Here is a 21,407-nt window from a genome sequence, read left to right on the forward strand (position 1 = left end):
GGCGACGTCGCGTCGAGGATCACACGCGACGATCCCGCGTCGAGCGGGAATCGCCTGAGGATCAGGGGCAGGAACACCTGCACGCCGTCGGCGTATCCCACGATCGCCACGGGGTCACCGCCCTGGCGGCGGGCCTCCAACCCGACGTACGCCGCGGTGTGATAGAAGTCGTGATCCAGTTCCGCCAGAAGGCCGGACCAACGCCCGTCCGCTGGCGTAAGAACGTCGAACCCAGAGAGGTCGTGGTTTGTGCTCGTCACGAGGACCGAATCTCCAGTCGGAGGCGAGCGCTTCGCACTCCGCGGATCCCAAACGATAGGTTTCCGGCTCGACGACTGCCACCGGCCCCGCCGGCGGTGGACCCCGCAGGGCGAGGATGGGCCCCGGATGGAGCCGCGGATCCATGAACGCCACAGGCCGCCGAATGCCGGATCTGTAATCGGCAGGTTCTCGCGGCTGCCATGAAGATCCTGATGGCCGCCTCCGCGAGGTCGACGAACACGGCGTCTCTGGTCGAAGGACTTGCGAACTGCGGCGACGAGGTTCACGTCGCGACGCTGCACCCCGGGCCCCTCCCGGCCGCCACCGTGCACTCCTTGGGAGCTGCGTCGCGAGGGCTGAGCCGGACGGCGTTCCTCGCCGCCGTCCCCGCGTTCCGAAGGCTTCACCGGATGCTCGCCCCCGACATCACGCTCGGGTACTACGCGAGTTCGTACGGGGTCTTGACCGCATTCGCGCCCGGCCCGCGCGTCGTCGCGACTGCGGGGGGCGATGTGCTGCGCGAGGCCCAGGACTCGGCGCTGCGCCGTCTCGCGATCCCGCTTCTCGCGCGGCTCGCCCTGTCCCGCGCCGACCTCGTGTTGTGCTGGGCACCCCATCTCGCGCGCGCGGCGCGGGCACTGGGAGCGACCGACTCGAGGATCATGACCCTCCCCAGGGGAATCGACACCGAGCTGTTCCGTGTGCCCGATCGACCGCCCGAGCACCCCCCCACCATCGTTTCCACACGGGCGCTGGATCCGTTCTACCGTCCGGGCGTCCTTCTCGATGCGTTCGCGCTGGCGCGCTCGCAGGGCCTCGAGGCGAGGCTCGTGTTCGTGGGGGACGGTCCGGCGGCTCCGGAACTGCGCGATCGATCGGCCAGCCTCGGCATGGACGGCGTGGTGACGTTCACCGGACGCCTGACGGTCGTGGAGCTCGCCGAGCGGCTTCGGCATTCCCACGTCTACGCGAGCTTCCCGAAGAGCGAGGGCTTGAGCGCTTCGTTGCTCGAGGCCATGGCGACGGGGCTGCTGCCCGTGGTCAACGATCTCGCGGCGAACACGGAGTGGGTCCGTGACGGGGCGAACGGACTCACCGTCCGCGAGCCGGTCACGCCTGCATCCATTGCGGCCGCCCTGCGTCGGGCCGTGGACGACGCTTCGCTCGCAACGTGGGCACGCGAGAAGAACCCGGTCCTGGTTCGCCAGCTCGCCTCGCGGAGCGCGAACGCGCTCCGGTTCCACGATGCGTTCCGGGAATTGGCCCGTTCCCGCGGTCGGGACGTTTGAGGCGGGACGCGATAAGATCCACCCACGGGGTGCGACCCAAGGCTCGGACGTTCCTTGCGCGCCTGCCCGTGTTGCGGAGGGTTGGCGGTTCATGAAGATCCTGTTCATCAGCCAGTTCATCGCCCGACCCGATCAGCCCGGCCAGAACCGTATCTTCGATTTCCTCCAGCGGCTCGTGAAGGAGGGACACCGGGCCCACGTCGTGACATGCGGCGTCCACTACCTGACGGCCACGCTCGACGCGGAGCTCGCTCGGGCGAAGTTCATCGAGACGCGCTGGGGTGACGTCGACGTCACCCTGACGTACGCGACACCGGGATTCCGGAGCGGGACCGTCGCACGCCTGCGTTCGTATCTGAGCTTCGTGTGGTACGCCATGCGCGCAACCCTTCGCGAGCGCGACGTCGACGCGATCATGGTCTCCATCCAGCCGATGTTCGTCGCGCCGCTCGCGTGGTTCGTCGCGAAGCTGCGCCGAGTTCCGTTCATCCTCGAGGTGCGGGATATCTGGCCGGACGTCGCCGTCGAGATGGGCATGCTCACCAACCCCTTGATGATCGGGCTCGGCAGGCGCCTGGAGCGTTTCGTCTACCGCAGCGCCCACCACATCATCGTGATCGGGCCGGAGATGAAACGCCTGCTCGTCGCCCGAGGAGTACCGGAGTCGCGCATCGACGTGGTGCCGCAAGGATTCCAGCCGCCTCCTTCGCCTCCTTCGCCGGCCGGTGACATCCGGGAGCGCCTGGGGCTTCAGGGGAAGTTCGCCGTCATGTATACCGGCTCCTTCGGGGTTGCCAACAACGACCTTCCCATGGTCCTCGACGCGGCCTCGCGACTCCGCGACCACGGGGACATCCGCTTCGTGCTCGTGGGGGACGGGAACCGGAAACAGGAATACGTGGAACGGTGCCGTCGTGAGGGGCTCACGAACGTCCAATTCGAACCCATGGTGTCGAAGAACGAGGTCCACTCGATGCTCTCGGCGGCGGACGCGTGCGTCATGACGCTGCCGCCGGGAGACTTCTTCAGGATCTGCCTGCAGAACAAGATCTTCGACTACCTGGGCAACGGTAAACCGGTCGTCGCAGCCGTGGCGGGTGACCAGGAAGACCTGCTCCGCACGTCGGGCGGAGGGCTCGTCGTGCCGCCGGGTGATCTGGATGGACTCTGCCGCTCCGTGCTCCAACTTCGCGACGATCCGGAACTCCGGCGCCGAATCGGTGAGTCCGGTCGGTCCTATGTCGGGCGGCACCTGATGCGGGACGACCTTCTCGAGCAGTACGTTCGCCTGCTGGAGCGAACGGTGAATCGCGCATGACCCGTGTTCTCAGTGTTGGGATCGCGATCGTCGCGGTCATCGTCGCGTCGCCGCTCGCCGCGCTCATCGCAATCTGCATCAAGCTGGAGGACGCGGGGCCGGTCTTCTTCCGACAGGATCGGGCGGGACAGGGAGGCCGGAACTTCCGGCTGCTCAAGTTCCGCACGATGGTCACGGACGCGGAGCGCAAGGGGTTGGGGGTGAACGTCGCGCCGAACGACGATCGGATCACGCGAGTGGGTCGCGTGCTCCGACGTTGGAGCCTCGACGAGCTTCCGCAGTTCCTGAACGTGCTGAAGGGCGACATGAACGTGGTCGGACCCCGGCCGGCGCTCCCCTTCCAAGCCGCTCGGTACACGCCTTCGGAGCGGCGACGGCTGGAGGTTCGACCGGGCCTCACCGGCTGGGCTCAGGTCCACGGACGCAACGCCCTCAGCTGGAAGCAACGCATCGAGCTGGACGTCTGGTACGTCGATCACCGCAACCTCGCCGTGGACCTGCTCGTGCTGCTACGGACGCCGGCCGCGATGCTGCGTTCGGAGGGGCTGTACGAGCCGGGCGCCGGGCTCGACGACGAGTTCAACGCGCCCGAGGGCGAGCCCCCGGTCGGAGGGGCCGGACCGTGACCGACGGCGCCATCGTCGCGATCCCGCCCGAGGATCACGGGGCCTGGTGGGATGCCATCTCCGATCTCCCGGATGCCCACCCCTTCTACCACCCGGACGTGCTCTCCCACCTGGCCCGGCAGGACGACTCCCGTGCCGAGCTCCTGACGTACCGCGAAGGGACGAAGAGCGCGTTGCTGCCGTGGCTCGTGAGGGACCTGCCCCCTCGAGTCGTCGATCGCGTCGGGGGGAGATTTCGACACGATGCGGTGGGGCCGGACTACGGCGGGCCGGTAGGCTCCTTCGACGCCGACGTGCTGGGCCGCTTCTACGACGCCCTGGGCCGGTTCGCGGCGGACCGTGGCATCCTCACGGCGTTTCTCCGCCTGAACCCGTTCGGAGGAGTGCAAGCGCTCCTCGAGCACTGCCCGAACATCCAATCCGATCGCGACATCGTGTGGCTCGATCTGACCCGAGGATTCGACGCCTTGTGGGCCGAGTTCGCCCATTCGGCTCGCAAGAACTACAAGCGGGCGCTGGCTTCGGGGCTCGAGTTCACGGCGTCGACCAGCGATGAGGCCGTGGAGGGACTGGCGGGCGTCTACGCGGCCACGATGACGCGTCGTCACGCCGAGGATCGGTACCGCCTGGACCTCGAGTTCTTTCGCGGCCTGACGCGACTCGCGGGGACCAGCACGCTCATCGTGACGGCTCGGCTCTCGGGCCGGCCGGTCGCCAGCCACCTCTACCTCTGCGACAGCCGCTACGCGTTCTCCTATCTGGGAGGGGCGCTCTCCGAATTCGCTGCGTGCCGGCCGACGAACGGTGTGGTGACCGAGGCAATCAAGCTGCTTTCCGGGCGCGGCGCAACCCGTCTGGTTCTGGGTGGTGGATACCACGCGGGAGACGGGATCGAACGATTCAAGCGGACGTTCTCCCGCTCGACCATCGGCTTTCGGACACAACGGCTCGTCTTCGACGAATCGGCCTACCAGGCCGCCACGACGGAGCAGCGGGAGGACGCGAGGACGTCGGTGACCGACTTCTTCCCCGCCTACCGCGCGACCGACTCGTAGGCAGCCTCCATGCGGTGCACCATCGCGTCGAGCGTGAAGTGCGCCCCGATCCGTTCACGGGCAGCGGCACCCATGCGGCGCCGAGTGTCCGGTGCGGCCAGGATCGAGCGAATCGCGTTCGCGAGCGCTTCCGGGGAAGCCGGCGGCACGACGAGACCCGTGACGCCGTGTTCCACGACCCTGGAATTGGCGCCCACGTCCGTGACGACGGCGGGGATTCCCTCCGCGTGAGCCTCCAACAGTGCGTTGGACATCCCCTCCTCCAATGACGACAGCACGAAGAGGTCGGACGAAGCAAGCACCTCGCGCACGGCGCGCACCGCACCGGGCAGGAGGACGACCGACTGCAACCCGAGCTCGGCTCTCAGGGACTCCAACCTCGCGCGCTCCGGTCCCTCTCCGCAGATCAGGAAATGCGTGCCCGGGAACGCCGTCACGACCTGCTTCGCCGCGCGCAAGAGATGGTCGAGGCCCTTCCGGGGATGGAGGCTCGCGAGCGTCACCACGATCGGGCGGCCGGGCAGGCGCCCCCCCAGCGCCTGCTCCGCCGTTTCGAGCGAAGCACCGCCGCGCGGCGACTCGAGCTCGATGCCGTTCTCGACGACCTCGATTCGCTCCGACGGAACGCCCCGCTCGGCGAATCGTTCCTTGACCGGATCGCTCACCGCCACGATCCGGTCGGCAAGTCGCAATACCGCGACGTAGAGACTCATCCTCAGACTCGAGTACTTGTCGTCCATGTTCCGGAGCCCCGCGACCACGAGCGTTCCCCGGCTCAGGCGCGTCGCCAGGATCGCCTGGACATTGCACTCGAAAAGCAGGCTATGAAGGACGTCAATGCGCCGTTCGCGCACGAGCCGCGCGAGGCGGACGACCGCTCGAAGGGAGGACGGGCCGTAGAGCGGCCCCCGAGAAGCGATCTCGACGACCTCGATCCCTGCATCCTCGAGCTCCCGGAGGTATTCGCCACGACGTTCGCGGCAGAGGACGAGGACGTCGAATCGCGAACGGTCCAACCGAGGAGCCAGGAGAGAGACGTGCCGCTGCGCGCCCCCGCCGCCGAGCGAGCCGATGAAGAGCGCCAGGCGGATGCGCTTCCGGCTCATCGACGCGCCGAGTTGCGGCCGGAGGAACTCAAGCCGCGCGCCCCTCGAGCACCCCACGCAGCGCGTCCGCCACGTAGTGCACGTCCTCGGCGGTCATTTCCGGGAACATCGGGAGGGAGAGGATCGTGTCGCAGATCGCCTCCGCCGTCGGGAACGACCCCCGCCTCAGGCCGAGGTACGCGTACGCGGGGAGCAGATGGACGGGCAGCGGGTAGTGCACCCCGGTGGCCACACCGCGCTCCTCGAGCGCCGCGCGAACGCCCTCACGGTCGGCGACCCGAACCACGTAGACGTGGTACACGTGTTCCGCGCCTTCCGTCTCCTCCGGGAGCCGCAGTCCTGGGATTCCGGACAGGGCCTCCCGGTACAGCCGGGCGACGCGACGCCTCCCCGCGGACCAGTCGGTCAGGTGCGGCAGTTTCGCCCTCAGGATCGCGGCCTGCAGCGCGTCGAGGCGGCTGTTCACCCCTTCGAATTGGTGGTCGAACTTCCCCTCCCGTCCGTGGTTCCGCCACATTCGGACCTTCGCGGCGAGGGCGTCGTCGTTCGTCGCGACGGCCCCTGCATCCCCGTAGGCCCCCAGGTTCTTGCCGGGGAAGAACGAATAGGACGCGACGTCCGCGAGCTCCCCGAGGCGGCGGCCGTTCACGCGCACACCGTGCCCCTGCGCACAGTCCACGATCGTGGCGACGCCGCGACGCCGGGCGGCGTCGAGGACGCCGTCGAGACCGGCGGGATTGCCGTAGATCGGAACCGGAAGAACCACGCGCGTCGCGGGCGTCCATGCCCGCTCGAGCGTCTCCGCCGTCATGCAGAACGTGGTGGCGTCGACGTCGCAGAGCGTCGGTCGCCCGCCCGCCTGGGTGACCGCCTCGGTCGTCGCCATGAAGGTGTGCGCGGGAGCGACCGCTTCGAAGCCGGGCGCAAGACCCATCGCACGCATGATCAGGACGAGGGCGTCCGTCCCGTTCGCGACGCCGACCACGTGCCGGAAGCCGCTGTACGCCGCGAACTCACGCTCGAAGGCCTCCACCTCGGGGCCGAGGATGAACGAGGTATTCCCGATCACCCGCGCCACCGCGGCGTCGATCTCGGGGCGGATCGCGAGGTACTGGGCCTTGAGGTCGAGAAACGGGACCTTCTTCGTCGTCGCGGGCATGGGTTCCTCCGGAATCTAGTCGCGCGATCCGTCGTCCGTGGCCAGCCACTCCTCCACCACGCGTATCAGCATCTCCCTCCACGGCGGCATGCCGTAGATGTGATTGGAGTCCGGAATGCTGACTCGCGCGTGGCGTGAGGCGTACTCGCCTCCCGGCGCGAGATGGTGCCGACCGAAGTGCTCGTCGAACGCGAACGTGCTCGCGTCGTTCGCGGCGGTCACGAAGAGGGCCCGGCCGCCCCGTCGGTGGAACGCCCCGAGGGCTTCCACGAACATCGGGTTCAAGACCTCGCCCGCCGCAGCCGCGCCCGGCGCCGCGCCCCCTGCGGTCCCGTCGCCCGCCGGTGCGACAGCGAGGTTCGCCGCCGCGGCCCGCTTGAGCGTCGAGAAATCCGTGCGGAGACTCAGGAGGTTGAGCCACGCGCGCCAGTCCTTGGCCCGCCGCAGATACGCGCGGAGGATCCTCCTGGAATGCGCCTTTCCAGTGATCCGCGGGCCGCCCCCCTCACTCGCGTCTCGCAAGGTGACGGGAACGTCGATGAGGACGAGGCGGCGGACATCCGCGTCCTCCCCCGCCTCGAGCAGCACGCTGATCGCCCCGCCGCAGTTCCCCATGCCGACGACCTCGTCCAGTCGGCAGGTTCGTCGGAACTCGGCCGCGGCCGTTCGCACGCAGTCGACGAAGCACCCTTTCTGCACGGTCTGCCAGAGATCGACGAGCGGCTGCTCCGGAAGTTCCCCGACGCTGTCCCCGATTCCGGGTGGGTCCACCCGCAGGACCCAGTACCCGTTTCCCGCCAGGCGACGCGCGAGGCGCACGTTCAGCCGGTTCGGGGCGACGCGGCTCTTGAGACCGGGATTCAGCAGGAGAATGCCGACCCTGCGGCGCCGTGGACCGTCCGGGGCGTGGAGCATCGCGAAGCTCGGATCCCCCGCGATATCGAGAACAACGGGCGTTTCCGCGAGGGGCGCGGGATCCGGCGCGATCATCGGAGGCGTCCCAACTCGTCGAGCCACCGAACCGTCGCCTCCGCCGCATCCGGGGACGCGGTCCGGTAGCGCCGCACGTCGTTCCAGAACGGCTCCTCGTCAAACCTCCGATACGCGATGCGCGTGCGCGGCCCCCCCCGATCGGCGAGGGCCTTCACGGGCGTGGCGGCGTCGGCAGAGCCCTTTCGAAGCTCCACGACCAGCGCCTCCGGACAACTCCCGGGAAAGGCGCCATCGCCCAGGCCTCCCGACGCGGTCGCCTCTCGCCAGAATCGACCGGTCAGCCCGTACCCTTCGATCACGACCGCTTCGTCCCGCAGCAGCCCCTGCACCAACGCATCGCGATTCCGCTGGACCCTTCCGTGGAGTCGCACCTGGAAGGTCAGGTTGATGCGCAGGCACTCGCGAAGCCACGACGCGACGTCCACGACGGGCTCCCAGAGTACGGCCGGGAGCCCCAGCCGGGCGGCGGCCCTCCCCGCGAGTGTCCCGCCGAGGCGCAGCCCGGCGAGGACCGGCTTTCGTCCCGTGCGTCCCTCGGTCCATTCGGTCGCCTCGACGACGTCGCGCTCCAGATCTTCGAAACCGAACTCCTCGAACTCCCCCTCGCTGTCGCCGTGCCCCGAGAGATCGAACCGCACGACGACGTGGCCCGCGGCGGCGACGCGACGCGCCAGGTCCACGAGGACCCGGTGAGCCCAGAGTTTCTCCTCGAAGTGGGGGTGGCAGAGGACGAGTGGAGGCGCCGGAAGGGTGTCGCCCGGTGGCTCGTGCACGATCGCGAACTTGCGGCGCCCCGGCGCTCCGAAGAAGAGCGGGATCTCCCGCACTCCCGCGACCTCGGCAAACGACGACCACGCCACGACGATGGCTCCTCGCCCGCCCTAGCGACCCGGCTCGCCGTAGGGAAGCCGGTCCACGGTGTTGATCTGCCGGGCGGGGTTCCCCACCACGACGGCGTCGTCGGGCACGTGACGGACCACGACCGAACCGGCCCCGACGAGCGCCCGTTCGCCGATGCGCACGCCCGGAAGAAGCGTCGCGTTCGCCCCGACCTTCGCCTCCGCACCGACGTCCGCACCGAGAAGCTCGTGCTTCACGTTCCTCGACCGCGGGTATCTCGCGTTGGTGACGCACACCCGGGGACCGATCCAGCAACCGCGACGCAGGATCGACATCTCCGGAATGAAGGCCTGCGAGTGGATCCGGACGCCGTCCTCGATGACGACGTGGTGCTCGACGACCGAGCCCGTTCCGATGCTGACGTCGCGTCCGATCGCGTTCTCCTCGCGGATCAGCACGTGATGGCCGGTCTGGAAACCCGCTCCGATCCGATTCCCCGCGTAGATGACGGTGTGGGAGCGAATGACCGCGCCGTCGCCGATCACCGTCTCGAGTTCGCCCGGCGTGCGACCGGCAGGAGGCTCACCGAGGATCACGTAGTCGCCGATCTTCACGTCGGCGCCGAGCCTCACGTTCGGGTGGATCGTGGCCTTGGGGTTCATCGTGGAACGGCCTCGTCAGCGCGCCGCACGGGCCGGGCGAGAAATGCGCGATGGTAGGATTCGACGGAAGGGGGTGAGGATTCATGGCGTCCGCGGCTCGACGGGCCATCGCCGCGACACGGCTGTTCCTGCGATACGGCGCGGCAGCGGTGCGCCTGCAGGCCGATCGCCGGGCCTCGCTCGTGCTCCGCTACCACGCGATCGGCGAGCCGGAACGGGTCGCGTCGTACGTTTCGCCCGGAATCAGTCTGACGGCGCAGCGGTTCCGCGAACACGTCGGCTTCCTGACGTCGCGTTACGCGGTGATCGACCTCGACGAGGCGGTCCGGCGGGCCCGCGAGGGACGCGCACCGGGAACGCGCCCCGGCGTCGTCCTCACGTTCGACGACGGGTACCTCGACAACTTGATCGGGGCGCTCCCCGTCCTTTCGGAGTTCGGCGCCACCGCGACGATCTACGTCGTGTCCGGCGCGGTGCACCCCGGGCCTCCCATCTGGACCATGCGCCTGCGAAGGATGTTGCATGACTCGAACGGCGCGCGTGGTCGCTGCCCCGCGCCGATCCCGGTCCCGGCGGAGACCCCCGAGGAACGCGCCGCCGCGGCCCGGCCGATCACCCGGTGGCTGCGCGGATTGCCCCGAATCGAACGGGAATCGGCGCTCTCCCGGATCGCGACGTGGCTTGGGGCGCCCCACGGCGAACCCGAGCCGGTCATGATGAACGCAGCTCAATTGCGGGAACTCGACGCCGCGGGGATTACCGTCGGAGCGCACACCGTGAGCCACCCCCTGCTCACAGCCGTCCCCGTAGACGAGGCCGAGCGCGAGATCCGCGACTCCAAGGACGAGTTGGAGTCCATCCTGGGCCGACCCGTCCGTCACTTCTCCTATCCCAACCCGGGGAGCGGCAGGCACGAGAACCCGACGATCCGCGAACTGGTGCGGCACGCGGGCTACGCGACCGCGGCGACCTCGCTCGACGGGCTCGTGACGAGGCAGTCCGACGCCTACGCGATCCGACGGCTCGGCATCAACGCGGGCACTCAAGAGCGGCTCCTCTTCAGGATCCTGGAGCGGGTCACGCCTCGTTAGCTCCGGTGGCGACGGCGCTGCGCTTCCGGCGGACGTATTCGGCCGTCAAGCGCACCGAGTCCAGGTTCTCGGGGGTGAGCTCGTCGTCCTCGACTTGGATCGCGAAGGTCTGCTCGAGAAACGCGACGAACTCGAGCACTCCGGTGGAGTCCATCAGTCGGCTCTCCAGAAAGGACTGCTCGAGACCGACCGCCGGCGGGCCTCCGGGCACAAAGAACTGCTCGGCCACGAATCTGCGGATGGTCTCTTCGATCTGTTGACTCACATGGTCTCCGATGAGAACGCGAGGGGACGCTCAGACTCGGTTCGCGTCGAGCCAACGCATGAGGTCCGAGCGCTTGTAACGCAGCGACGACCGCGTACCGACGCCGATGCGGTACGCGGGGATGACGTTGTTCTTGGTGAGTTCCCAGAGCTTCGTCCGACCGATCTTCAGGAGGTGCCGCACCTCCTCGGTCGTCAGGAACTCCTCTCGTTCGACGGGCGCTTCGCGCAATTCCTTGGTGACTCCCACGGCCCTACCTCCCGACCCCACCGAGGCACGCGATCGGCGTGCGATAATCAACGCTACCGTGGTCACTCACGAAGATACCGTTGAGCCCCTGCGCCGCCTGTTGCGGGCCGTCGTGAACGGCGCCGAGATCCGACACGCGCACGGGGTCGATTGGGATGACGCTTCGAGGCTGCTGGCCGCCCACCGGCTCCAGCCTCTCGCCGAGCGCGGGCTGAGAGACGCGGGCGGGGCCCTCGATCCGCACCGGGAGGCGTTGATCGAGTCCGCCCGCCGCCTCCGCCTTCGGAGCGCGCTGCTCCGTCTCGAGCTCGCCCGACTGGTGATCGGCCTCGAGGCCGCAGGGTGCGAGCCCATCGTCCTGAAGGGCGCCGCCCTGGCCCATACCGCCTATTCGGATCCGGGCGACCGGTACTTCGGCGACCTCGACATCTTGGTTCCGAAAGAGCGCCTCACGGACGCCGCGCGCGTCGTGGAGGCCGCCGGATACACGACGTCCCGCCACGCGCGAGCCAGCGCCGCCCAATACGACCGGCATCATTTCCATCGGGTGCTCGTTTCCGCCGCGGGGGTCCGCGTCGAGCTGCATTGGGATCTGACGCGGCCGACCAGCGCATTCCGATTCGACCTGGCCGGTTTCCGCCAACGGAGCCGCACCATCGACGCCGAAGGTACCCGCCTGCGCGTCCCGTCGGACGGCGATCAGGTCCTTCACGCCGCCTGCCAGGCCGCCAAGGACGGTTTCCTCGAGCTGCGGCGCGTCGTGGACGCGGCGAAGCTCGCCCGTTGCGGCGCCTTCGACGAGGCCGAGCTTGCCGAACGAGCCCGGCTGCAGGGCCTCCGAACGCCGACGTGGTTGCTCGCCGCCCTCGCCGGCGATCTCGCGGGTGCAACCCTTCCGTCCGATCTGTTGGACCGCGTCCGACCGAATCGGCTCACGGTTCGTTGCCTTTCGGCGGCCCGCCTCCCGGACGCGCTGCTTTCCACGGCTCCACGCCGAGCCGGCGAGCGGCAGTGGGTTCGGTGGTGGTGCTCCCCGAACGCCCGCGCGGGAATCCGCGCCGCGGCACAGTACGTGTTCCCCACCGCGGAGGACGTCTTCGACGAGGGCGACGCCCCGAGCTTCAAGGCCGATCCGCTCGGTTCCACGCTCGCGACTCTCCGCCGCGCCGGTTCCGCGGCACGCGTCGCCTTGGTCTTCGGCGCGCGTCTGCTCGACGGCGGGAGCGGTCCTCGCGGCTAGACGGCGGCTCACGACGACTCTCCCCGGAACGAGATCATCGGCACCGGCATCGGTTCCGGCTCCTCGTTCGGTGCGTACTCCGGAACGATGCGGCGCAGGCCCGCGCGGATCCCCGCGAAGTCCATGCGCAGGGCCTTGTCGGTCAGGATCTTGATCTCCGAGAGGAGCTTGAGCGGGTCGGTGCCGTCCCCGCGGACGCACGTGATCTTGGGGTGCGTCGTCGGTTCGAGGGGTTCGGTGTGGTAGTTCAGTTCCTCGTCGAGCTTCTCGCCGGGGCGGAGGCCGACCTCCCGGACCTCGACGTCGCGCCCGGGCTCGAGGCCGGCCAGCCGGATCATGTTCTCGGCGAGATCCCAGATGCGCACCGGTTCGCCCATGTCGAGTACGAAGATCTCGCCGCCGCGCCCCATGGCGCCGGCCTGGATGACGAGACCGGCCGCCTCGGGGATCGTCATGAAGTACCGGCGAATGTCCCGGTGCGTCACGGTGATCGGCCCGCCCTGGGCGATCTGTCGCTTGAAATGGGGGATCACCGACCCACGGCTGCCGAGCACGTTGCCGAATCGGACGGCGCAGGCGACGGTGTGCTGGTACATGTTGGAACGGATCAGAAGCTCCGCGACCCGCTTGCAGCAACCCATGACGCTCGTCGGATTCACCGCCTTGTCCGTCGAGATGCACACGACGCGCTCGACGCGATAGGCGTCGGAGACCTCCAGCACGTTCTTGGTCCCCACGACGTTGTTGAACACCGCCTCGTCGGGGTTCATCTCCATCAGCGGGACGTGTTTGTCCGCCCCGGCGTGGAAGACGAGCTGCGGCCGGTACATCGCGAAGATCCCCTCGAGCTTCTTCTTGTTGATGACGTCGCCGATCACCTGGACGAGGCGGGTAAATCCGGCCTGGCGACTGAGCTCGTTGTGGATCTCGTAGATGCTGTTCTCGCCGCGGCCGAACAGCTGGATCTCGGCGGGCCCGAACTTCAGGATCTGACGGCAGAGCTCGGAGCCGATCGACCCCCCGGCGCCGGTGACGAGCACCCGCTTGCCGCGGACGTAGGCGGCGATCATCGAGTGGTCGAGCGTGGCGACGTCGCGCCCGAGCAGGTCCTCGACTTCCACGCTGCGGAGGTCGCCGAGCTCGACCTTGCCGTCCTGGATGCGGCTGAGGTCGGGGAGGATCTTGAACGTCGCGGGCGTGTTCCGGCAGACCTCGACGATCGTCCGCACGTCGCGGCCGCGGGCCGAGGGAATCGCGATCAGGATCTCCTTCACGTCGTGCGCGGCGACCAGCCGAGGGATGTCGAGCGTGCGGCCGAGCACCGGCACCCCGTGGATCCGCTGCCCCTGCTTCAGGGGGTTGTCGTCGACGAAGGCGACCGGGTTGTAGTCCATGCGCTGGTTGCGGAACATCTCGCGGACGATCATCTCGCCGCCGTCCCCGGCCCCGACGACCAGCACGCGGCGCGATTTGCGCCGCGGGCGCGTGCCGAGGAACTGGGCCGCGACCGTCGCCCGGCCGCCCGCGTAGGAAGCCTCGTGGAAGATGCGCACGGACAGCCGCGCGGCCCCCGCGAGCAGGACGGCGATCGCGAGGTCGATGAACGGCACGGAGCGCGGCAGCTGCATCGAGTCGGGGAGGAAGAACCCCACCGTGATGATCGCGGCGCAGGACACGAGCGCCGAGTGTCCGAGGAACTGGAGGTCCCGCAGGCTCGCGTATCGCCAGATCGTCCGGTACGAACCGAAGTAGGCGTGGACGAGGAGCTTCGTCGCCACCACGGCCGGGAGCGTAAGCAACAACGTGCGGCGGTACGGCTCGGGAAATCCGTCCAGCCGCGCCAGATACGCCAGGACGTACGCGAACGCGAAGATGCCCGCATCGGCGGCCATCTTCGCGATCACCGGCGCTACGGTCCGGAGGCGGGGAGCGGGGGTCATCGGGACGTCACCTCTTGACGAATCGTGGACGCGACGACGGACGGCTTCGCGGCTCGGGATGTCTTCGGACTCGGAGCGAGCGCCAACACGGCGGCCGCGGTCCGGGCGGCGTCGTGACGGATCTTCCCTGAGCCCGTCGCGAGTTCGGCGACCACCAGGCGCTCGCGCCGGCCGGATCGGAGAGGCTCGAGCACGGGCTCGGAACCCTCGGCGGCGTACGGCGCCAGCCGCCACGGCTCGACGGCAGGGCCGTGGGCCAGCACCGCGTCGACCATCCCGGCGCCGAGATGGGCGTCGATGGCGTCGAGGTGGGCGTTGAGCCGCATCCCCGAGGTCTCGCCGGGCTGGGTCATCAGGTTGGAGACCAGGACGCGGATCGCCGCCGTTTCACGCAGCGCGCGGGCGAGGTCGCCGACACAGAGCACGGAGAGCAGGCTCGTATAGAGGCTGCCGGGGCCGATCACCAGCAGGTCGGCCTCGCGGATGGCGGACACCGATTCCTCCGGCGCCGAGGCGTCGGACGGCTCGAGCCAGACCCGCCGCACGGACCGCTCGGAACGACCGATGCTCGACTCGCCGTTCAGGAGGCTGCCGTCCTCCAACTCGGCATGCAGCGCGAGGGGGACCGTCGTCGCCGGGAGAACCCGCCCCGCGCAGCCGAGCAGCCGCCCCGCCACCTCCAGGCCCCGCAGGTGGCAGCCCTCCTGCTCCGCAAGCGCCGCGAGCATCAGGTTTCCTACCGCATGTCCGGCGAGCTCTCCGGTCCCGAGATAGCGGTGGGCGAAGAGCTTCGCAAGCGGGGAGGGGTCCGGCGCCAGCGCCAGAAGGCAGTTCCGGAAGTCTCCGACCGGCAATCCCCCGCGCTCCCGCCGGATGCGCCCGGACGATCCCCCGTCGTCCGCGGTCGCGACGACGGCGGAGATCTCGAGGGCGCGCCCCTCGCGCGACTCGCGGGCGAGGCCGCGGAGAACGGCCGAAATGCCGTTCCCACCGCCGACCACGGTGACGCGCAGGGTGCTTCTCACTTCGTGGTGCCTCGTGACGCGTCGTCCGCGTAGCGATACGGGTCGTAGTCGTCGTAGCGGTAGTAGTAACGATCGACCGGCGTCGCCACGACGTCGTTCAGCACGACGCCGAGCAAGGGGCCCGCCTCGAGGGACTCCAGCGCACGCTCGACCGTCGCCCTGGCGGTGGCCCCCGCCCGCACGACGAGCAGCGTGCCGTCGACGAGCGGCTGCAGGACGGTGGCGTCGGAGAACGGGACGCACGGGGGCGTGTCGATGATGACCCAGTCGAACCGGCGCCTCAGCTCCTCGATCGTCGCGCCGAGCGCCGCCGAACGCAGCAGCTCGGTCGGGTTCGAGGCCGGCCGGCCGGCCGGCAACACGTGCAGGCGGCCCGGCTTGAGCGGGATGATCGCGTGGTCGAGCCCCACGCCGTCGCCGAGCATCTCGCTCAGCCCCAGGCTCGGCGGCGGCGTCAGGTACCGGCCGACCGATGGACGGCGAAGGTCGAGGTCGACGAGCAACGTCGAGCGCTGGCGTTCCTCGGCGAACGCGAGCGCGAGGTTGATCGCCGTCGTGGTCTTGCCCTCGTCGGGCACCGAACTCGTCACGAGGATGACCTTCGCCGCGGTCCCCGCCTCTTCCCGGCTGATCTCGAGCTTCGACCGGAGACGACGGTAGCGCTCTGCGACCGCTTCCTTCGGCCGATGGGCCATGACGAGCTCCGGGGCCTCCGTCAGTTTCCTCGGGATGATCGAGGCCAGCGGCACGCCTTCGGTGACGGGGTTGTTCGGCTTCACGGTCGCCCCCTCAGAGCCAACCGGCGGCGGCGAGTCCCGCAACGCCGATCGCGATCAGGACGGCGGCGCTCTTCCGGAGCTTCGTACGCCGGCCCGGCGTGGGTTTGGTCTCGGCCAGGAGGTTGGGAACGGTCCCGAGCAGCGGCACGTCGGGGAACGCGCTCCGGAACGCCTCCTCGGTACGCATGGACTGGTCGAACTGCTCCAGCCCGAACGCGATCCCGACGCCGACGGCCAGTCCGCCGAGAAGCCCCATCAGGATCAGCTGCAGCGGCTGGGGGCTGAAGGGAACGCTGGGCACGCCGGCGCGGTCCTGCACGCGGAAGTGCTCCGACTGGTTGGCCGCCTCGAGCTGCTCCGCACGCGTGGCCTCGTCCCGGTTGCGCAGCAGGGTCTGGTACTCCTGCTGCAGGTTGTTGTAATCGCGCGTCAGCTGCGACAACTCCTGTTCGCGCAGCGGAGTGTTGCGGACCCGCCCGGTGATCTGATCGATGCGCGCGTTGACCTGCTCGCGCTCGCCGTGCAGGCGCGTGATCTCCGTGTTCAGTTGACGAAGCTCCGCGCGAATCGGCGCGGAAGCGAGGTTGCCGCCCGCGCCGCCTTCGGCGTCGGCCGCCGCCCCTCCCGACGATGCGAGCGTCTTCTTGAACTCCTCGAGCTGGGCCGCTTTCGCACGGACATCCGGGTGAACGTCCGCGTAGCGGAGCTTGAGTTGCGTGAGCTCTTGCTCCAGCAGTGCCAGGCGCTGCAGGTTCGGATCGACGCCGGTGGTGGGGAGCCCCGCGGCCGCGTTGATCGACTCCATCGTCTGCAGCTGGGACTGGAGCATGGCGATCCGCGCCTCTCGGTTCCGGATCCCGTCATCGATCTGGGTCAGGCGCTGCTGCGCCACGGCGATCAGTTGGAGGTTCGTGGCCTGCTGGTCGGGGAGCTCCCCGTAATGCTCGCGCCGGTACGTGGCGAGGCGAGCGTCGATGTCGTCGAGCTGTTTCTTCTTCTCGGCCAGCCACTTCTCGGTTTGCGCGCGGGTCGTGGACGCCTGCTCCGTCCGAAGGAGGCTGTTCTGGGCGATGAACAGGTCCGCGAGCATGTTGGCCGCGGCGGCCGCGATCTTCGGATCCGAGTTCTTGACCGCGATCTGGAAATAGGTTCCGCGACGCGTGTCGGGGGTGACCTGGACGTTTGCGCGCAAATGCGCCCGAGCCCGCTCGACCTCCTCGTCGGTGGCATTCGCCCCGACGATCCGGAGGTCCTTCAGCACACGATCGAGGTAACTCGGGCCGAGAATCTGCACCTGGATGCTCGAGAGACGCTCGACCAGGCCCGCGGTGACCGTCGTACGCACGAACGTCTCCGGGACCCGCTGGGGTACGACGAGCACGGTCGTCGCGGCGCGGTAGACCTTGGGCGCCCGCTGGAGCAGCACGGTCGACACGAGCAGCCCGACGATCGGCGGAACCAGGATCCACCACTTCCGCCGCCACGCGGCGTCGAGCAAGGTCTTGATCGGAAGCCCGCTCAAGCGCCGGCCCTCCTCTCCCCACGCACGATCCAGCTCCCGTGGAGCCCGGCGGAGTGGTAGTTGGTCTCGAGCGCCGCCTCGTCCGAGCTCTGGCTGTGGAACGTGTGGAACACGCCGATGCGGAAGAACCGCCCGACCCGCCACGAGAGGGCATCCGAGAAGGTGAACGCGGCCGGCAGCGCCGAGGCCGCGGACGGATCGTTGAGGTTCCGGCGGTCCCAATAGGTCGCCGCCACGCTCGCGCTGAATCCGCGGGGGGCCGTGTAGGACCACGACGCGTAACCGCCGCGGTCCAGAGTGGCGCCGGATGTGCCGTCCCCCGCCGAAGCTCCTTGCCGAACGCCCGCGGTGATGGACGACCGGGGCCCGAGCACCCAGTTCGCGGTGACGTTGACGCTCCCCGCGGTGTTGGTCACGCCGCCGTTGTCGCTGCGAAGAGCGCCGACCGCGTAGATCAGGCTCCCGTCCCGGCTGAAGCGGCGCGTTCCCGTGTGGCCGAGCGAGACGACGTCGACGTCGGGGAACGTCTCGGAAGCCTCGTAGGTGAAGTGCTGCACCAGGAGGCCGATCCCGGCGCTCCCCTGCGGGGAATAGTCGTGCGCCCAGCCGAACCCTGCATTGTAGGCTTCCGAGTCTTGATACGGAGATTCGGGGAGGTCCTCGCCTCGCTCCCAACGGACCCCGACCCTCCAGTCGAGACTGGAGCTACGCCCCGCGGAGAAGCTCCCCGACCCGCTCAAGCCGCCCGACTCGAAGGTCCGACGCAGCGTGTAGGTCCGCGGGTCGACCAGTTCGTCCGGCGGGCGGCGCGGGTCGAGCTCCTGCCGGTCGGTCCGATCGTAACGCGCCGCGACCGAATACGAGGCGCGTGGACTGACGGTACGGCCGACCGACGTTTCGAGCGCGTGCGACGTGAAATCCGGTCGTTCCTCGTCGCCGTAGATCTCCCGTCGCGGGCGGTAGGAGACGGCGAACGTGGTCGACGGCGTCCTTACGGTCCACGGCAGCGTCACGCCGATGCCGCCGACGATCGCCGAAGGATCGTCCGTCGACGTCGGGTCCGTCGGAGGATCCGGAGGCGGTTCTTGCGGCGGCGGCGCGTCCTCGCCCACCCCCCGGGTGTTCCCGTCGTAGAACACATTGAAGTCCACCGTCGGGTTGAACTCGACGTCGGCCGCGAGGCCGTACGGCGCCGACGCGCACGAGGCGGCGGCGACCATGCAGACCTGGGCGAGGAACCGGTCAGTTCGCAATGATGGTGTCTCCGGGCTTGAGGAAGATGTTCTGGTCGGGCCGGTCGCCGCTCAGCACCTTCCGGTAGTCGATCACGATTCGAGCCTCGCGGCCATCCTCCTGGCGGAGGATCACGAGCTTCGACTTGTCCGCGTACGGGGTCAACCCGCCCTGCTGCGCGATCGCCTCGAGTAGGCGCGTCGGCCGGCGAAGCGTCAACGCGCCCTGGGTCACGACTTCGCCGAGGACGAACACCTTGAAGGCGTTGATCTCGGCAACGATGACCGTCACCACGGGCTCGCGTATGAAAACGGCCAGCTTCTGCGTCAGTTCTTCGTCGAGCTGCCTGGCGGTCCTGCCGGCGGCCTGAAGGTCACCGACCAGTGGAAAGGTGATCTTGCCGTCCGGCCTGACGACCACGGTTTGGACCATGTCGAGTTCACGCCAGACCGAGATGGAGAGGCGATCCTCCACTCCGAGGACGTAATCGGGAGCACCCGGGTCGGTCTTGTTCTCCGGATCGGCCGCCAGAACCCTCCCGGACGAGGCCGCAGGGAGTATCACGACGATCGCCAGAGCTAATGCAACAATTCGATGGCCTAGCCGATCGATATAGTTACCCGACGGGACACACGCTTTCGCGAGTTGCATACGTTCGCTGATCCTCTACGCTAAGGTCTTCCCGACGAGCCGAAAGGACGGATACAGCTAGGCGAGAGGCGTGTCAAGGGATAAAGTCCGAACACACGTGAACGAGTTCGAAATGGATTCGACACCCAAGAACGCGAATCCCGACCACCTAGAGAAATTCTAGGCCGGAGGCGCGAGCTTCCAGAATGACCACCAACGCTCCTCCATCTCGTCGCCCCACTTTCGCTCCGGCGACGGCGTCGATTGCGGGGTTCGAGGTTCGCCTCTCGGGCATCCCACCCCGCCTGAGGCGGCTGCTGATCGCCCATTGGGGCAAACGTGCCCCGGCTCCTCGGGGACTTCTGAAGTACACGCTCGAGCGTCGCGGGACGGGTTCCATGCTGACCGGCCCTGACCGAACCATGGATCTGCCGCGCCCGACGGATCCGCTCTTCTTTCACCAGCGGCTGCTCGAGGATGTCTTCTCCCGGCTCGACGACGCGTTCGCACTGCACGCCGCCGGCGTCGGGCGGAACGGCACGGCGGTCCTCATCTCCGGACCGTCGGGGTTCGGAAAGACCACGTTGGCGATCCATCTGGCGCTGCGAGGATTCCAGTTCCTCGCCGACGACCTGGTCTTGGTCGACCGTCGAACCGGGAGAGTGGAGCCGGTGCGTCGCGGCGTCCATCTCCGGACGGGCTCCCGCAAGCTCCTCGACGCGAGCGCAAGGAAGCGGGCGCGCCGCGCCGCGCGGCTGCGCGGGCGCGACGAATGGACGATCGACCCGGATCGTTGGCTCGGGCCGGCGGTCCCTTGCCGAGGGGTCGGGATTGTCCTGCTCCTGCGCCCCGACGCGGACTTGCATCGCGTTCGCCGCCTCCGTACGGTCGAGCTCGCGTTCACGGAAGGCCGTCGTCGCCTTCCGTCCGCGCTGACGAACGTCACCGGGGTGCGAACCCTCCGACGGTCGCCCGACGGAAGGCAATGGAGGATCGAGGCGAACGATCCCGCGGCGGTCGGAGCCTGGATCGAGACGAGGCCGAAGGGCCTGCGAGGTTGGGCCAAGGTCGCGGACACATCCCCCGATTTTGACCGCGAGCCTCGCGTGGCGTCCATCGGCCGGTTCCAGGCGGCCATCGAGCTTGCCCAGGAAATGGTCAATCGAGGGCCCGGAAGCCGACTCGGTGCCGTCTACGACGGGCGCGAAGCGGAGCTGGCGGTGGACCTGGCGGCCAGGATCCGGGATGCCCGCTGCTACGCCCTCGTCCCGGGCCGGCTCGAGGAGACGCTTCGGCTTATCGAACGTCTCTGCGGGGGAATCAGCCCGCGACCGCCTGGCCGCGCTGCGCCTCGTTGAGCAGCCGCAGCACTTCCAGCCGGAAGTGGTCGAACTGCAGCGGCTTCATCAGGCACAAGTCCGCACCGGCGTCGTACATCTTCCGGAAGGCGTCATGCTCCGGGAACGCCGTGATGGCGAGCACCTTGATCCCCCGCGTCTCCGGATTCTCACGAATGGAGCGGCACAGGGAGATCCCGTCCACGCGAGGCATCATCACGTCCAAGACGACCAGGTCGGGCTGGAGCGATCCGATCTTGATCCCCGCCTCGTAGCCGTCGGAGGCCTCCTCGATCCGGAGGCTCGGCTCCATCTCTCGAAGCACCCGTCGGACGATCTCGCGGATGTCCTGTTCGTCGTCGACGACGAGCACGGTTCGGGGTCGCTGCTGCCCGGAGAAGAAGTTCTCGTCGATCGGGATGTCGTACTTCTCGAGGAACTCCCGGAAGTCCTCGGAGCTCACGCGGTAGTGACCGCCCGGAGTCGAGAACGCCTGGAGTTTCCCCGACTTGATCCACTTGAGCACGCCGTCGTTCGTCACGGCGCAGTACCGGGCGACTTCCGAGGTGGTGAAGAAACGGCGTCCGCTATCGCTCTGCACGGCCATGACCCGCTCCTATCGCGTCGAAATCCTTCGACTTTCGCCGTAGTCGGCGCTTTCGTGCCCGCCCCCGAATATAAGTCCCGGCTCTTCGGATGCAACTACACGGCGGCGCGGAGGGGGAACGGGGGTCCCGGGTTTGACAACCCCCGGCCGGCAAGGCTAGGATTCGGCGTCTTTTTTTCA

The 21,407-nt window shown here is 68.7% G+C and carries 21 protein-coding genes; 7 read left to right on the top strand and 14 right to left on the bottom strand.

The features are described 5' to 3' along the window. Positions 1-461: 461 nt before the first annotated feature. From VF139_05575 to VF139_05590, 4 genes are all read left to right on the top strand, one after another. Positions 462-1,550 (top strand): glycosyltransferase family 4 protein, encoded by a 1,089-nt coding sequence (locus VF139_05575; protein HEX6850860.1) that lies wholly within the window; start codon positions 462-464, stop codon positions 1,548-1,550. A 91-nt stretch (positions 1,551-1,641) separates the two neighbouring features. Further along, entirely contained in the window at positions 1,642-2,868 is a 1,227-nt protein-coding gene (locus VF139_05580) for a glycosyltransferase family 4 protein (GenBank protein HEX6850861.1), read from the top strand. Continuing rightward, positions 2,865-3,494 (top strand): sugar transferase, encoded by a 630-nt coding sequence (locus VF139_05585; GenBank protein HEX6850862.1) that lies wholly within the window; start codon positions 2,865-2,867, stop codon positions 3,492-3,494. The genes VF139_05580 and VF139_05585 overlap by 4 nt, the downstream gene beginning before the upstream one ends. Continuing rightward, positions 3,491-4,549 carry a GNAT family N-acetyltransferase gene (locus VF139_05590; protein HEX6850863.1) on the top strand — a complete coding sequence of 353 codons (1,059 nt, stop codon included), beginning with the start codon at positions 3,491-3,493 and terminating at the stop codon, positions 4,547-4,549. Before VF139_05585 ends, VF139_05590 begins: the two co-directional genes overlap by 4 nt. Here VF139_05590 and VF139_05595 read toward each other — a convergent pair. The 5 genes from VF139_05595 to VF139_05615 form a co-directional block, all read right to left on the bottom strand. Further along, positions 4,528-5,655, bottom strand: a complete 1,128-nt coding sequence (locus VF139_05595; GenBank protein ID HEX6850864.1) for a glycosyltransferase — start codon at positions 5,653-5,655, stop codon at positions 4,528-4,530. The genes VF139_05590 and VF139_05595 overlap by 22 nt on opposite strands. A gap of 28 nt (positions 5,656-5,683) precedes the next feature. Further along, positions 5,684-6,814: a DegT/DnrJ/EryC1/StrS family aminotransferase gene (locus VF139_05600; GenBank protein HEX6850865.1), complete on the bottom strand. Its 1,131-nt coding sequence runs from the start codon at positions 6,812-6,814 to the stop codon at positions 5,684-5,686. A gap of 15 nt (positions 6,815-6,829) precedes the next feature. Continuing rightward, positions 6,830-7,729, bottom strand: coding sequence for a hypothetical protein (locus VF139_05605; protein ID HEX6850866.1), 900 nt, complete (start codon positions 7,727-7,729; stop codon positions 6,830-6,832). Positions 7,730-7,800: 71 nt separating this feature from the next. Beyond that, positions 7,801-8,667 carry a CocE/NonD family hydrolase gene (locus VF139_05610; protein HEX6850867.1) on the bottom strand — a complete coding sequence of 289 codons (867 nt, stop codon included), beginning with the start codon at positions 8,665-8,667 and terminating at the stop codon, positions 7,801-7,803. 21 nt (positions 8,668-8,688) lie between these two features. Next, on the bottom strand, positions 8,689-9,309 hold the full coding sequence (locus VF139_05615) for a DapH/DapD/GlmU-related protein (protein ID HEX6850868.1): 621 nt from the start codon (positions 9,307-9,309) through the stop codon (positions 8,689-8,691). An 83-nt stretch (positions 9,310-9,392) separates the two neighbouring features. Between VF139_05615 and VF139_05620 the strand changes: the two genes are divergently transcribed. Next, positions 9,393-10,400 carry a polysaccharide deacetylase family protein gene (locus VF139_05620; protein HEX6850869.1) on the top strand — a complete coding sequence of 336 codons (1,008 nt, stop codon included), beginning with the start codon at positions 9,393-9,395 and terminating at the stop codon, positions 10,398-10,400. Here the strand turns inward: VF139_05620 and VF139_05625 are convergent. Both VF139_05625 and VF139_05630 read right to left on the bottom strand, forming a co-directional pair. Next, complete coding sequence (locus VF139_05625; GenBank protein HEX6850870.1) at positions 10,387-10,665, bottom strand: acyl carrier protein; 279 nt, start codon at positions 10,663-10,665, stop codon at positions 10,387-10,389. The two genes, VF139_05620 and VF139_05625, sit on opposite strands and share 14 nt — an antisense overlap. Positions 10,666-10,695: 30 nt before the next feature. After that, the gene (locus VF139_05630; GenBank protein ID HEX6850871.1) at positions 10,696-10,914 is read right to left on the bottom strand and encodes a helix-turn-helix domain-containing protein; all 219 of its coding nucleotides are present in this window, start codon (positions 10,912-10,914) and stop codon (positions 10,696-10,698) included. Between the two features lie 58 nt (positions 10,915-10,972). Here VF139_05630 and VF139_05635 point away from each other — a divergent pair, with 58 nt between their 5' ends. After that, positions 10,973-12,154 (top strand): nucleotidyltransferase family protein, encoded by a 1,182-nt coding sequence (locus VF139_05635; protein HEX6850872.1) that lies wholly within the window; start codon positions 10,973-10,975, stop codon positions 12,152-12,154. Positions 12,155-12,162: 8 nt separating this feature from the next. On the opposite strand, the gene VF139_05640 is transcribed toward VF139_05635, so the two are convergent. The 6 genes from VF139_05640 to VF139_05665 are packed head-to-tail and all read right to left on the bottom strand — an operon-like array spanning position 12,163 to position 19,304. Continuing rightward, on the bottom strand, positions 12,163-14,058 hold the full coding sequence (locus VF139_05640; protein ID HEX6850873.1) for a nucleoside-diphosphate sugar epimerase/dehydratase: 1,896 nt from the start codon (positions 14,056-14,058) through the stop codon (positions 12,163-12,165). A gap of 32 nt (positions 14,059-14,090) precedes the next feature. Beyond that, complete coding sequence (gene yvcK / locus VF139_05645) at positions 14,091-15,119, bottom strand: uridine diphosphate-N-acetylglucosamine-binding protein YvcK (protein HEX6850874.1); 1,029 nt, start codon at positions 15,117-15,119, stop codon at positions 14,091-14,093. Next, positions 15,116-15,898 (bottom strand): CpsD/CapB family tyrosine-protein kinase, encoded by a 783-nt coding sequence (locus VF139_05650; protein ID HEX6850875.1) that lies wholly within the window; start codon positions 15,896-15,898, stop codon positions 15,116-15,118. The genes yvcK and VF139_05650 overlap by 4 nt, the downstream gene beginning before the upstream one ends. Before the next feature lie 10 nt (positions 15,899-15,908). After that, positions 15,909-17,420: a GNVR domain-containing protein gene (locus tag VF139_05655; GenBank protein ID HEX6850876.1), complete on the bottom strand. Its 1,512-nt coding sequence runs from the start codon at positions 17,418-17,420 to the stop codon at positions 15,909-15,911. Further along, positions 17,417-18,673, bottom strand: coding sequence for a hypothetical protein (locus VF139_05660; protein ID HEX6850877.1), 1,257 nt, complete (start codon positions 18,671-18,673; stop codon positions 17,417-17,419). The genes VF139_05655 and VF139_05660 overlap by 4 nt, the downstream gene beginning before the upstream one ends. Next, complete coding sequence (locus tag VF139_05665) at positions 18,663-19,304, bottom strand: polysaccharide biosynthesis/export family protein (protein ID HEX6850878.1); 642 nt, start codon at positions 19,302-19,304, stop codon at positions 18,663-18,665. The genes VF139_05660 and VF139_05665 overlap by 11 nt, the downstream gene beginning before the upstream one ends. Positions 19,305-19,705: 401 nt before the next feature. Here VF139_05665 and VF139_05670 point away from each other — a divergent pair, with 401 nt between their 5' ends. After that, the gene (locus VF139_05670; protein ID HEX6850879.1) at positions 19,706-20,641 is read left to right on the top strand and encodes a hypothetical protein; all 936 of its coding nucleotides are present in this window, start codon (positions 19,706-19,708) and stop codon (positions 20,639-20,641) included. Here VF139_05670 and VF139_05675 read toward each other — a convergent pair. After that, on the bottom strand, positions 20,604-21,221 hold the full coding sequence (locus VF139_05675; protein ID HEX6850880.1) for a response regulator: 618 nt from the start codon (positions 21,219-21,221) through the stop codon (positions 20,604-20,606). The genes VF139_05670 and VF139_05675 overlap by 38 nt on opposite strands. Positions 21,222-21,407 lie beyond the last annotated feature (186 nt).

It is taken from the genome of Candidatus Polarisedimenticolaceae bacterium (assembly GCA_036376135.1).
Taxonomy (GTDB): Bacteria; Acidobacteriota; Polarisedimenticolia; order Polarisedimenticolales; family DASRJG01; genus DASVAW01.

Excerpts from the sequence above, each read along its gene's own strand:
- VF139_05575 (HEX6850860.1), top strand. The coding sequence starts at position 462 with ATGAAGATCCTGATGGCCGCCTCCGCGAGGTCGACGAACACGGCGTCT.
- VF139_05580 (HEX6850861.1), top strand. The coding sequence starts at position 1,642 with ATGAAGATCCTGTTCATCAGCCAGTTCATCGCCCGACCCGATCAGCCC.
- VF139_05585 (HEX6850862.1), top strand. The coding sequence starts at position 2,865 with ATGACCCGTGTTCTCAGTGTTGGGATCGCGATCGTCGCGGTCATCGTC.
- VF139_05595 (HEX6850864.1), bottom strand. The coding sequence starts at position 5,655 with ATGAGCCGGAAGCGCATCCGCCTGGCGCTCTTCATCGGCTCGCTCGGC.
- VF139_05600 (HEX6850865.1), bottom strand. The coding sequence starts at position 6,814 with ATGCCCGCGACGACGAAGAAGGTCCCGTTTCTCGACCTCAAGGCCCAG.
- VF139_05605 (HEX6850866.1), bottom strand. The coding sequence starts at position 7,729 with ATGCTCCACGCCCCGGACGGTCCACGGCGCCGCAGGGTCGGCATTCTC.
- VF139_05615 (HEX6850868.1), bottom strand. The coding sequence starts at position 9,309 with ATGAACCCCAAGGCCACGATCCACCCGAACGTGAGGCTCGGCGCCGAC.
- VF139_05620 (HEX6850869.1), top strand. The coding sequence starts at position 9,393 with ATGGCGTCCGCGGCTCGACGGGCCATCGCCGCGACACGGCTGTTCCTG.
- VF139_05665 (HEX6850878.1), bottom strand. The coding sequence starts at position 19,304 with ATGCAACTCGCGAAAGCGTGTGTCCCGTCGGGTAACTATATCGATCGG.
- VF139_05670 (HEX6850879.1), top strand. The coding sequence starts at position 19,706 with ATGGATCTGCCGCGCCCGACGGATCCGCTCTTCTTTCACCAGCGGCTG.